At 68.8% G+C, this 12,350-nt stretch carries 9 protein-coding genes and 2 tRNA genes; 9 read left to right on the plus strand and 2 right to left on the minus strand.

All coding sequences use genetic code 11. From position 1 onward, the window contains the following. Positions 1 to 3 precede the first annotated feature (3 nt). Both Q0Q47_RS28365 and Q0Q47_RS28370 read right to left on the minus strand, forming a co-directional pair. Positions 4 to 660: a transposase gene (locus tag Q0Q47_RS28365; protein ID WP_293868078.1), complete on the minus strand. Its 657-nt coding sequence runs from the start codon at positions 658 to 660 to the stop codon at positions 4 to 6. 287 nt (positions 661 to 947) lie between these two features. Continuing rightward, positions 948 to 1,023, minus strand: a tRNA-Asn gene (locus Q0Q47_RS28370). A gap of 201 nt (positions 1,024 to 1,224) precedes the next feature. Between Q0Q47_RS28370 and Q0Q47_RS28375 the strand changes: the two genes are divergently transcribed. The 9 genes from Q0Q47_RS28375 to Q0Q47_RS28415 all read left to right on the plus strand — a co-directional run bounded on the left by Q0Q47_RS28375 (position 1,225) and on the right by Q0Q47_RS28415 (position 12,262). Further along, positions 1,225 to 1,298: transfer RNA gene (locus tag Q0Q47_RS28375), tRNA-Cys, on the plus strand. A 318-nt stretch (positions 1,299 to 1,616) separates the two neighbouring features. Beyond that, positions 1,617 to 2,780 carry a TadE/TadG family type IV pilus assembly protein gene (locus Q0Q47_RS28380; protein WP_293868080.1) on the plus strand — a complete coding sequence of 388 codons (1,164 nt, stop codon included), beginning with the start codon at positions 1,617 to 1,619 and terminating at the stop codon, positions 2,778 to 2,780. Positions 2,781 to 2,789: 9 nt separating this feature from the next. After that, positions 2,790 to 4,109 carry an HD domain-containing phosphohydrolase gene (locus Q0Q47_RS28385; protein WP_293868082.1) on the plus strand — a complete coding sequence of 440 codons (1,320 nt, stop codon included), beginning with the start codon at positions 2,790 to 2,792 and terminating at the stop codon, positions 4,107 to 4,109. A gap of 66 nt (positions 4,110 to 4,175) precedes the next feature. After that, positions 4,176 to 5,483 (plus strand): histidinol dehydrogenase, encoded by a 1,308-nt coding sequence (gene hisD, locus Q0Q47_RS28390; RefSeq protein ID WP_293868084.1) that lies wholly within the window; start codon positions 4,176 to 4,178, stop codon positions 5,481 to 5,483. Beyond that, a complete protein-coding gene (locus Q0Q47_RS28395; RefSeq protein WP_293868085.1) occupies positions 5,480 to 6,247 on the plus strand; it encodes an SDR family oxidoreductase in 768 nt (255 codons plus the stop codon). The genes hisD and Q0Q47_RS28395 overlap by 4 nt, the downstream gene beginning before the upstream one ends. Positions 6,248 to 6,380: 133 nt before the next feature. Further along, on the plus strand, positions 6,381 to 7,025 hold the full coding sequence (locus Q0Q47_RS28400; RefSeq protein WP_293868086.1) for a protein-L-isoaspartate O-methyltransferase: 645 nt from the start codon (positions 6,381 to 6,383) through the stop codon (positions 7,023 to 7,025). A 173-nt stretch (positions 7,026 to 7,198) separates the two neighbouring features. Further along, complete coding sequence (locus Q0Q47_RS28405; RefSeq protein ID WP_293868088.1) at positions 7,199 to 8,581, plus strand: TolC family outer membrane protein; 1,383 nt, start codon at positions 7,199 to 7,201, stop codon at positions 8,579 to 8,581. Positions 8,582 to 8,730: 149 nt separating this feature from the next. Continuing rightward, positions 8,731 to 9,297 carry a PopZ family protein gene (locus Q0Q47_RS28410; protein WP_293868090.1) on the plus strand — a complete coding sequence of 189 codons (567 nt, stop codon included), beginning with the start codon at positions 8,731 to 8,733 and terminating at the stop codon, positions 9,295 to 9,297. Between the two features lie 157 nt (positions 9,298 to 9,454). Further along, positions 9,455 to 12,262: a valine--tRNA ligase gene (locus Q0Q47_RS28415; protein WP_293868092.1), complete on the plus strand. Its 2,808-nt coding sequence runs from the start codon at positions 9,455 to 9,457 to the stop codon at positions 12,260 to 12,262. Positions 12,263 to 12,350 lie beyond the last annotated feature (88 nt).

Consider the following 12,350-nt stretch of genomic DNA (forward strand, 5'->3'; position numbering starts at 1 on the left):
TCCTCACATCCAGTGGGCGACCGGCGGCGCGGCGCGGCGTGCCTCGCGCGTCTCCGCGGGGTTGCCGAGATCCACGTCGCCGGAGCCGCCGGACGCGGCCACCGCGGACGTGGACGGGGGCGAGGCGATCACCCGGCGCACGGCCGTGAGGAAGGTCATGGCCTGGTCCTCGGAGGGGATGCCGAGGGCGCGGCAGACGTCCTGGAACGGCTCGAACTCGTGCGCGACCTCGCTGTCGCCCAGCAGCAGCCCCACCGGCAGGTCGTCCAGGGCCATTCCGGGCGGGTCCTGCGGCGCCTGCAGGCACAGGAGAAGTTTCTGCCGCAAGGCCCGGGCGATCCGGGGGGCGACGTCGCACGCCTCCTCGAGATGCTTGCACCCGAACGGCCTGCCGGCACAGGCCACGACGAGAATGGCGCGCAGCCACCGCGACAGGGGAATGTGGCTTCCTTCGGCCAGGCTGCCGGTGCGCACGGAGAAGCGGCGCTTGCAGGCGTAGCACTTGAAGGATCCGCTGGCGGTCGTCTTCCCGGCGATGGGCTTGACGCGGCCCAGTTCGCCGCAACACGGGCATTGGACGCCGCGCGGCCAGCGCGTCGCCACGAGGACCCGCACGGCCGAATCCTCGTCCCAGAAACAACTCTGGTCGATCAATGTCATTGGCTTTCCCCAGGTCGGATCTGGCGGGATCCGGCTTGCCCCCCTCGTTGGCGGACGAGGATGCGCGGGCACCAATAGATTGGACTTTTGTGAGGCTTGCAATCCCAAATTGAAACACAATGTCGCAGCCCACCGACGGCCGGTTGAGTCGGTCGAGCTGCCCTCGGCGCGACGTATCGGCGGGCCGCGCATGGCGCGCACGAAACCGATGTCGATCAGGCGGGACACGTGAAAAACAAAAGCCCCGCGTGAGCGGGGCTGCGTCTGCCGATCAATCCGGAGAAGAGTGGCTCCCCGAGCAGGGCTCGAACCTGCGACAATTCGATTAACAGTCGAATGCTCTACCAACTGAGCTATCGGGGACCGTCGGCGAACGGGGGTCTACATCAATCCGGATGGCAGTTGCAAGTCGTTTTGTCCGCCTACCTCCAAAAATGAATTTTCCTCCATATTCAGGATCATGTTCGCCTTCGGCACGGAAAGGTGGTTGCCCGACGGCGGGCCTGTTGCTATCAGGGCGTCGCGTCCGCGGTGATCTCGATTGGGTCGGGCGGTTGTCACGATGGCCTCGTGGCGGAGTGGTTACGCAGAGGACTGCAAATCCTTGTACGGGGGTTCGATTCCCTCCGAGGCCTCCAAACTTTTCCGTGCCGTGAGACGACGGCGCCGAGGCGGAGGTCCACCTCCGCAATCCCGACACAGCCGGCTGATCGAGCGACAAGCGCAGGCCCGCGTCGGCTCTTTTCGCCGTGTCGCGAACCCTTCCGAACCACTGAAACGGTGTGTGGTAATTCATTCGCAAATGACGATGTGAAGAATCGCCGAAAAGTCGTGCCGGTCCCTTTCCGGGTCCGCGGCTAAGACGGGTGCGCCTGATCGACCCGTGGATGCATCCGCCAATGCGCCTGCCGCTGCTAACGCACCTGACCGCCCTCGCGAGAGACAGGGCTGGCGGTGTGCAAACCCTCGCCGGTATTGCCGCCCCGGTCCTCGCGCTCGGGGCAGCCGGAGCCGTCGAGTTCACCGAGGTGACGCGGACCCGCAACCAGTTGCAGGCCATCGCCGACAGCACCGCGCTGAACGGCGCCCGCCAGTACTCGGTCGATCCCAGCGCGGCGACGCTCACCCGCATCCGGGCCTGGGCCGACGGGCTGACGGACCCGATCGAGGCCAAGTGGACGGTCGAGACGACAGTGACGGCCGACAAGACCACCGGCAGCGTGACCGTGGCGATCGCGGCGCAGCGCGCGGGCTTCTTCGGCAAGATGGTGCCCAGCGGCATGATGACCGCCAACGTGACCGCGACCGGCGTGAACTCGGCGACCTACCCGCTGTGCACCCTGGCCATGCAGTCCGACGGCGACTCCCTGCAGATGACCCAGCAGTCCCGGCTGACGGCGCAGGACTGCCTCGTCCAGAGCAACGGCGACCTGATCGCGGCGGGGCAGGCCGCGGTGAAGGCCGGAGCCGTGCGCGTCTCGGGCCGCGCCTCCGGCGACCTCACGCCCAAGGCCGTGATGGACGCACCCGAGATCCGCGATCCCTTCGCGGCCCTCCCCATCAACGTCCCGCCCGGCTGCACCGACATCACCATCCAGCTCGGCAGCGGCACGCGGACGCTCAATCCCGGGACCCATTGCGGCAGCCTCCAGCTGCTGGGCAGCGGCACGCTGCTGCTCAACCCCGGTGAGCACTACTTCGTGGGTCCGGTCTTCAACGTCGCCGGCGACGTGTCCATCCAGGGCCGGGACGTCGTGGTCATCTTCAAGGGGCAGCTCGCCGCGAGCATGACCGACAACGTGACGCTGTCGCTGGAGGCCAGGAAGTCGGGCCCCTATGCCGGCTTCGCCATCATCACGGACCGCAGCTTCCGCGGGACGCTCGGCATTTCGACGCGCAACGCCAAGAAGATCCTCGGGACGATCTACCTGCCCAATGCCGAGCTCGAGGTGTCGGGGCAGGGAAACCGCATCGCCGACCAGTCCCCCTGGACCATCGTGGTGGCCAAGAAGCTGACCGCGCGCGGATCGCCCACCCTCGTGATCAACTCGGCCTACGCGTCGACGGACACGCCCGTTCCCTCCGGCGTCGGGCCGGGCGCCGTCCGGCTGCGCAACTGAGGACGCACCGTGGATCCCGAACTCGCCAGGGTCCCCACCATCGGCCGCCGGATCGGGACGCTCGTCGTCCTCGTGATCGGCCTGGCCCTGTCCCTGATGGTGACGCTGGGCCTCTACAGCGAGATCCAGCGCTTCGGCGAGACGAAGCGCGACTCGATGCTGACGACGGCCCGGCTCTTCGCGGCCGCCACGTCCGGCGACCTGGCCGCCGGCCGGCGCGACGCGACGATCCAGACCCTGCGCGCCGTCGCCCGCATCCCGGGCCTGCAGCGGGCGGAAATCCTCGACGAAGCCGGTCGCATGGTCGCCGAACTGGGCGAGGGCGCCTACCTCACCTCCGACCCCCTGCTGGCCGAGGACGAACCCATCCCGGTGCTGGCGCTCCTGACCGCCAGAACCGTCCACGTGGTGGTGCCCGTGATCCACGGCGGGCAGCGAATCGGTCAGGTGCGCCTTCTGATGGGCGTGGACGAACTGCCCGGCCAGCTCGCCGCGGTGCTGGCGCGCGACGTCGGCATCGCCACGCTCATCCTGGTTCTCGGCCTCGTGCTGGCGGCCCGCTTGCAGCGGTCCATCACCGCCCCGCTCCGCAGCCTCGCGGCCGCCATGTCGGCCCCCGGCCGCCAGAACGCTTACGACGCCGTCCCCGACACCTCCGGTGATCGCGAGACCCGGCAGCTAGCCCGGGCCTTCAACGCCATGGTGGTGCGCATCCGCGAGGGAACGCAGGAAATCCTGGATCGGGAGATGGAGATCATCGCGCGGCTGTCGCGCGCGGCCGAGCAGCGTGACGACCAGACCGGCGAGCACATCATGCGCGTCGCCTCCGTGAGCCGCATCGTCGCCGAGGGCCTGGCCATGGATCCGGATCTCGTGAACGACCTCGTGCGGGCCTCGCCCATGCACGACATCGGCAAGATCGCCGTGCCGGACGCCATCCTCTTCAAGCGCGACAAGCTCGACCCCGAGGAGCGCCGGCAGATGGAGCTCCACGCGGTCAACGGCTACGACGTGCTGGCGGGCAGCAAGTCCCCGCTGGTGTCGCTGGCCGCCGAAATCGCCCTCACGCACCACGAGAAATGGGACGGGACAGGATATCCCCGCCGGCTCAAGGCCGCCGACATCCCGCTCTCCGGGCGCATCACCGCGGTGGCGGACGTCTGCGACGCGCTCCTCTCCGAGCGGCCCTACAAGAAGCCGTGGTCCTTGCCCGACGTCAGGGCCTTCCTGGAGGCCAATGCGGGCAGCCATTTCGATCCCGACTGCGTGCGTGCGCTCGTGAAGCAGTGGGACAGGCTGGAGAAAATCTACGTCCGTCCAAGCGCGTGAGCGCGGAGCCTTGCCGTCCGAAGTCGTTTTGCATACGCTTGCAAAATCGAACGCAGGGAGGACGACATGGCTCGGTGGCTCAAGCGCGGCAAGGACGCGCAGGCGCGCAAGGAGGCCGACGACAAGGTTCGCGCGACCGTCGAGACGATTCTCGCCGACGTGGAGGCGCGCGGCGACGACGCCGTCCGCGACCTGTCCCAGAAGTTCGACAACTACGCCCCGCGCGACTTCTTCCTCGGCAAGGCCGAGATCGAGGCGGCGATGGGCCAACTGCGCCAGCGCGACCTCGACGACATCGCCTTCGCGCAGGCGCAGGTGCGCAACTTCGCCCAGAAGCAGAAGGAATGCCTGCGCGACCTCGAGGTGGAGACGCTTCCCGGCGTCGTGCTCGGTCACCGCAACATTCCGGTGAACGCGGTCGGCTGCTATGTGCCGGGCGGTCGCTACCCGATGATCGCGTCGGCCCACATGAGCGTCGTTACGGCCAAGGTCGCGGGCGTGCCGCGCGTCATCGCCTCGGCGCCGCCGCACCGCGGCGCGCCGCATCCGGCGATCGTGGCGGCCATGCACATGGGCGGGGCCGACGAGATCCTGGTGCTCGGCGGCGTCCAGGCGGTCGCGGCCATGGCGCTGGGCACGCAGAGCATCAAGCCGGTCGACATGCTGGTGGGCCCGGGCAACGCCTTCGTCGCCGAAGCCAAGCGCCAGCTCTACGGCCGCGTCGGCATCGACCTGTTCGCCGGCCCCACCGAGACGCTCGTGGTGGCGGACGAGACGGTGGACGCCGAGATCTGCGCGACCGACCTCCTGGGCCAGGCCGAGCATGGTCCGACCTCGCCGGCCGTCCTGATCACCGACAGCGAGAAGCTCGCCCGCGAGACCATGGCCGAGATCGAGAGGCTGCTCGGGCGGTTGCCGACGGGCGACGTGGCGCGGCAGGCCTGGGAGGACTACGGCGAGGTCATCGTCTGCGACGGCCTGGAGGAGATGCGCGAGGAGGCGGACCGGATCGCCTCGGAGCACGTCCAGATCATGACCCGCGACGACGAGTTCTTCCTGCGCTCGATGACGAATTTCGGGGCGCTGTTCCTCGGGCCTCGCACCAACGTGGCCTACGGCGACAAGGTCATCGGCACGAACCATACCCTGCCGACGAAGAAGGCCGCCCGGTACACCGGCGGCCTGTGGGTCGGCAAGTTCATGAAGACCTGCACGTACCAGAAGGTGCAGACGGCCGAGGCTTCGGCCATGATCGGCGAGTACTGCTCGCGCCTGTGCATGCTGGAAGGCTTCGTCGGCCACGCGGAACAGGCCAATGTCCGCGTCCGTCGGTACGGCGGTCGCAACATTCCCTACGGAGAGGCCGCGGAATGACGCAGCTGCCCCGCACCCCCTCGTTCCGCCTCGACGGGCGGCGGGCGCTGATCACCGGCGCGGGGAGGGGGCTGGGGCTCGCCGCCGCCGCCGCCCTCGCCGAGGCGGGAGCCCACGTGGTTCTCGCCGCCCGCACCCGCCCGGAGATCGAGGCCGCGGCTCGGGCGATCGTGGAGCGCGGAGGCTCCGCCGAGCCTCTCGTTCTCGACGTGCTGGACGTGACGGCCGTCCGCCAGACCCTGGCGGCCGCGGAACCGTTCCATGTGCTGGTGAACAACGCGGGCACCAACCGGCCCCGCCCGATGACCGACATCACCACCGAGGACTTCGACGCGGTGATGGACCTCAACGTCCGGGCCGCCTATTTCGTCGCCCAGACGGTGGCGGCGCGCATGGTGAGCGAGGCGATCGCGGGGTCGATCATCAACATCTCCTCGCAGATGGGACACGTCGGCTGGTCCAAGCGGACCGTCTATTGCGCGTCGAAGCACGCCATCGAGGGCCTGACCAAGGCGATGGCGGTCGAGTTCGGCGCGGCCGGCATCCGCGTCAACACCGTGGGGCCGACCTTCATCGTGACCGAGATGACGCGACCCTATTTCGAGGATGCCGCCTTCCGCGACGCCGTCCTGGGGAAGATCAAGCTCGGTCGGCTCGGGGAGGTCGAGGACGTCATGGGTCCCATCCTGTTCCTGGCGAGCGACGCGTCGGCGATGATCACCGGCACGGCGCTGCTCGTGGACGGCGGGTGGACGGCGGATTGACCACGCTGGCGCAAGACCGGGCGTCTTCGACGACGGTCGTGCTTGCGTTTTGGCCGATGCTGGTCGAAAACCCGCGGAACGCGCCGCGCGGCGCCCCCGGGCACCGCAGACGGTCCTGTGCCGGAGCAACACCATGTCCGATTTCGCCCAGCAGCGCCGCATGATGGTCGACTGCCAGCTGCGCACCTATGACGTCACCGATCCGGGCGTCACCGCCGCCATGGACACGGTGCCGCGCGAGGCGTTCGTGTCCGATTCGACGCTGGCCTATCTCGACCGGTCGGTTCCGATGCTTCCCGGCAGCGACCGCCAGCTGATGACCCCGATGGTCTTCGCCCGCCTCATTCAGGCCGCCGAGATCGTGGCCGGTTCGAAGGTCCTCGTGGTCGGCGCCGGCACGGGCTACGGCGCCGCCGTGATCGCGGACATGGGCGCGGTGGTGACGGCGCTGGAATGCGATCCCGCGCTCCAGCAGGTCGCGGCCGAGCGACTCGCCGGCTCCCCGGTCGTGCTGGCCAAGGGCCCTCTCGAGGAGGGCGACAAGGCCCGCGCGCCCTACGACGTCATCGTGGTGGAGGGCGCCTTCGAGGTCGAGCCCGACGCCTTGCTCGCGCAACTTGCGGACGGTGGGCGCCTCGTGGGCGTTAAAGGCAGCGGCCGGGCAGCCAGCGCCACGGTCTACCGCAAGTCCGGGAAGACGGTCGGGAACCGCACGATCACCGAGGCCGCGGCGCCGATATTGCCCGGCTTCGCGAAGCGGCCCGCCTTCGTCTTCTGACGAGTGTCACTCTTTTGCGCCACTTGATAAAAATCGTGGAATGCCGGCTTCAATCCGATCGTAAGGAAAGCTAGTGTTCCATGGGGTCGGTCCAGAGAGATCTGGGTCTACATGTCTGGTGCAGCGTTCCCGCCGGGGTGGCGGGCCGCCAATAAACTCAATCGGGGCGTGCATTGAGCCAGTTTAAAGCTGTATCTCTCCGGTCGATCCTCCTGGCGGGCGCCTTCCTGAGCGTCGGCGCTGCCACTGCGGATGCGGCCGAGACGATCGCCAGCGCCATGGCGCGCGCCTATCGGAGCAACCCGCAGCTCAACGCCCAGCGCGCCAATACGCGCTCGGTCGACGAAAGCGTGCCGCAGGCGCTGTCGGGCTACCGGCCCAAGATCACCGCCTCGAGCGACGTGGGCTACCAGACCCAGGACCTGTTCCGGAACAGCTGGTCCAACGACAAGTTCTTCCCGCGTGGCGTCGGCCTGCAGGTCGACCAGACGCTGTGGAACGGCAACCGCACCTCCAACAGCGTGCGCCGTGCCGATTCGACGGTGCTGGCCTCGCGCGAGACGCTGCGCAACACCGAGCAGAGCGTCCTGCTCGACGGCGCGACCGCCTACATGGACGTTCTGCGCGACACGGCCATCCTGAGCCTGCGCAAGAACAACATCGAGGTCCTCGAGGAGCAGCTGCGCCAGACGCGTGACCGCTTCAACGTCGGCGAAGTCACCCGCACGGACGTCGCTCAGGCCGAGGCCCGCCTCGCCCAGGCCAACTCCGATTCGGCCGCCGCCGCCGGCAACCTGAAGGCGAGCCTCGGCCGCTATCGCCAGGTGATCGGCGTCGACGCCAAGCAGCTTCAGCCGGCCAAGGCGCTCGATGCCACGCTGCCGAAGTCGCTCGACGCGGCCATCGCGGTGTCGCAGGCCGAGCACCCGCTGATCTCCGCCGCGCTTCACACGGTCGATGCGGCCCAGTTGGCGGTGAAGGTCGTCGAGGGCGAGCTCTATCCCACGGTCGCCGCGCAGGCGACGGCGTCCAAGCGTTGGGACTACCAGGCGTCGAACCAGGAATTGAACCAGATCCAGGTCGTCGGTCGTGTGAGCGTGCCGATCTACGAAGGCGGCGACGTCTATGCCCGCGTGCGGCAGGCCAAGGAAACGCTGGGCCAGCGTCGCCTCGAAGCGGACCAGACCCGCGACCAGGTTCGCCAGTCGGTCGTGACCGCGTGGGCCTCACTCGAATCGACCCGCGAGCAGATCACGGCCTCCCAGGCTCAGATCCAGGCGGCCGAGACCGCCCTGAACGGCGTGCGGGAAGAGGCCAAGGTCGGCCAGCGCACGACCCTCGACGTGCTGAACGCCCAGCAGGAACTGCTGACGGCGCGCGTCAACCTGATCACCGCGCAGCGCAACCGCGTCGTGGCCTCCTACTCGGTCATGTCGGCCATCGGCCGCCTCTCGACCCGCCAGCTCGCCGTCAACGTCGACCAGTACGAGCCGGCGACTCACTACGAGCAGGTTCGCGACAAGTGGATCGGCACGAAGACGCCGGACGGTCGCTGACCCGGGGATAAGACCCTCTTTTCAGACGGTTGCGATGCGGTGGTCCTTGCCATCGCATCGACGCAGTCCATACTCGCGTGAGCGATCCTGTGGCCAGGTCGCCATGATTCGGACGTGATCTGTAGACGCGGCGGGGCGGATCGACTGTCATGAGTGCGAGCCTTAAGGCGAACGAACCGTCGATGGAGGAGATTCTCGCCTCCATTCGCCGGATCATCGCCGACGACACGGGGGGCGAAGCGCCTCCCGCTGCTGCGCCCGAGCCCGAGCCGGAGCCGCCCGCAGCGGTCGTCGAGGACGACTCGGACGTTCTCGACCTCGCCACCGTCGCCAAGCCCGAACCCGCTCCCGCAGACGACATCGAGTTCCGCGAGATCGAGGAGCCGCTGCTCGTGCTCCCGAAGATGCCGGAGCCCGAACCGGAGCCGGAGCCGGAACCCGTTTTCGTTCCTCCGCCCCCGCCCGTGCAGGCGCGGGCCGTTCCGCCGCCGCCGGCGGAATCGCTGCTGTCTTCCGAGACCAACTCGGCCGTGGCGTCCCAGTTCGACGCTCTGGGCTCCGCGATCCTGGCGCAGAACGCCCGGACGCTGGACGACCTCGTGAAGGACATGCTCCGGCCCATGCTGAAGTCCTGGCTGGACCAGAACCTGCCGTCCCTCGTGGAGCGCCTCGTGCGCGCCGAGATCGAGCGAGTATCCAAGGGTTCGCGCGGCTGAGGCGCCGGTCCCGCCGGCGCATCGCGCCGGGCGGACCCGCACCCTGGAGGCCATGCCGCCGTCCTGGCGGCTGCGCGCCGTTGACTCGCTTCATTTCCTCCGCTTTCTACGCCCGACCGGACGCGCCCCGTCGCCGCCGGCGCCAAGGAATTGACCGATGATGGACAAGACGTTCGACCCGGCCTCGGTGGAGGCCCGCATCGCCGACCTCTGGGAGGAGCGCGAGGCCTTCAAGGCCGGCCGTCCGGAGCGGGCAGGGGCCGAGCCCTATTGCATCGTCATCCCGCCGCCCAACGTCACGGGCTCCCTGCACATGGGCCACGCGCTCAACAACACGCTGCAGGACATCCTGTGCCGGTTCGAGCGCATGCGCGGCAAGGACGTGCTGTGGCAGCCGGGCACCGATCACGCGGGCATCGCCACGCAGATGGTCGTCGAGCGCCAGCTCATGGAGCGCCAGGAGCCCGGCCGCCGCGCCATGGGCCGCGAGGCCTTCCTGAAGCGGGTCTGGTCGTGGAAGGAGGAATCGGGCGGCACGATCACCCGCCAGCTCAAGCGCCTCGGCGCGTCGTGCGACTGGTCGCGCGAACGCTTCACCATGGACGAGGGCCTGTCGCAGGCCGTTCTCGAAGTCTTCGTCACGCTCCACAAGCAGGGCCTGATCTACCGCGACAAGCGGCTGGTGAACTGGGACCCGAAGTTCCAGACCGCCATCTCCGACCTCGAGGTGATGCAGGTCGAGAAGCGCGGCTCGCTGAAGTGGGACCGCCCCGCCGCCGGCGAGGACGGCCCGGGTTTCGACGAGGCCCAGCTTCGCAAGGCCCTCGACAAGGACCCCAGCGGGCACCTGTTCTATTTCGACTATCCACTGGAGGGCGCGGCCTACGACGCCGCCGACGCCTCGACCTTCATCCGCATCGCCACGACGCGGCCCGAGACGATGCTGGGCGACACCGCCATCGCCGTGCACCCGGAGAACGAGGCGCTCAAGGGCCTGATCGGCCGCTCCGTCCGCCTGCCGCTGGTCGGCCGCCTCATCCCGATCGTCGGCGACGACTACGCCGATCCGGAGAAGGGCACCGGCGCCGTGAAGATCACCCCGGCCCACGATTTCAACGACTTCGACGTCGGGCGGCGCCACGGCCTCAAGCTGATCAACGTCCTGGACGGCGAGGCCGCCGTGCTTCTGGCCGGCAACGAGGCGTTCCTGGAGGGCACCTCGCCGGAGCCCGAGACCATGGCGCTGTCCGGCCTCGACCGCTTCGAGGCGCGCAAGCGCGTCGTCGCCATGATGGCCGCCCGCGGCCTGCTCGCGAAGATCGAGCCGACGACGCACACGGTGCCGCACGGCGACCGCTCGAACGTCGTCATCGAGCCCTGGCTCACCGACCAGTGGTACGTCGACGCCAAGACGCTGGCGCAGCCGGCGCTGGCGGCCGTGCGCACGGGCAAGACCGCGTTCGTGCCGAAGAACTGGGAAAAGACCTACTACGACTGGCTGGAGAACATCGAGCCGTGGTGCGTCTCCCGCCAGCTCTGGTGGGGCCACCAGATCCCGGCCTGGTACGGGCCGGACGGGCACGTCTTCGTCGAGAAGACCGAGGCCGAGGCCCTGGCCGCCGCCGCGGCGCACTATGGCCAGCCGACCGCGCTCACCCGCGACGAGGACGTGCTCGACACGTGGTTTTCCTCGGCGCTGTGGCCGTTCTCGACACTGGGCTGGCCCGAGAAGACGCCGGAGCTCGCCCGCTACTACCCCACCAGCGTGCTGGTGACGGGTTTCGACATCATCTTCTTCTGGGTCGCCCGCATGATGATGATGGGCATCCACTTCCAGAAGGAGATCCCGTTCCACACGGTCTACATCCACGCCCTCGTCCGGGACGAGAAGGGGGCGAAGATGTCGAAGTCGAAGGGCAACGTGATCGACCCGCTCGACCTGATCGACAGCTACGGCGCCGACGCCCTGCGCTTCACGCTGGCGGCCATGGCCGCCCAGGGTCGCGACATCAAGCTGTCGCGCCAGCGCGTCGAGGGGTACCGCAACTTCGCGACCAAGCTGTGGAACGCGGCGCGCTTCGCCGAGATGAACGGCTGTGCCCGCGTCGCCGGCTTCGATCCCTCGGCGGCCACGCTCACGCTCAACCGCTGGGCTCTGGGCGAGTTCGGCAAGGCGGTCGGCGAGGTGACGGCGGCGATCGAGGCCTACCGCTTCAACGACGCGGCCAACGCCGCCTATCGCTTCGTGTGGAACGTGTTCTGCGACTGGTATCTCGAGCTCGCCAAGCCCGTGTTCGCCGGCGAGGACGAGGCCGCCAAGGCCGAGACGCGGGCGAGCGTCGCCTTCGTGATCGACGGTATCGCGGCGCTGCTGCATCCGTTCATGCCGTACATCACCGAGGAACTGTGGGCCATCAAGGGCGCCGAGGGCCCCAAGCGCGACACCATCCTGGCGCTCGCGCAGTGGCCCTCCGCCCCGCAGGCCTTTCCGCAGGCGGAAGCCGAGATCGGCTGGCTCGTCGATCTCATCACCGAGATCCGCTCGGCGCGCACGGAGACCAACGTGCCCGCCGGCGCGCAAATCCCCCTCGTCCTCGTGGGAGCCTCCGCCGCCACGCAGGAGCGCGCCGGCCGCTGGATGGACATGCTGAAGCGCCTCGCGCGCCTCTCCGACGTCACCTTCGCGGATGCGGCCCCCGGCCAGTCCGTGCAGATGGTCGTGCGCGGCGAGGTGGCGGCCCTGCCGCTCGCGGGCATCGTCGACCTCGACGCCGAGCGCGCCCGCCTGCGCAAGGAACTCGACCGCCTCGCGGGCGAGGTGAAGAAGATCGACGCCAAGCTCGGCAACGCCGACTTCATCGCCCGCGCCCCCGAGGAGGTCGTCGAGGAGCAGCGCGAGCGCCGCGAGGATGCACTGGCCCGCATCGCCAAGCTCACCGAGGCGCTCGAGCGGCTGGGCGGGTAAAGCTTACGCCGTCTCCTGCCAGCGCTCCCCCATTCCTCATCCTTCTAAGTTGGTGCGCCCGCCGTCTGCTAGAATGGCAGCGGTGGAG

The organism is uncultured Alsobacter sp. (genome assembly GCF_945952055.1).
In the GTDB taxonomy this organism is placed as follows: Bacteria; Pseudomonadota; Alphaproteobacteria; order Rhizobiales; family Beijerinckiaceae; genus Alsobacter.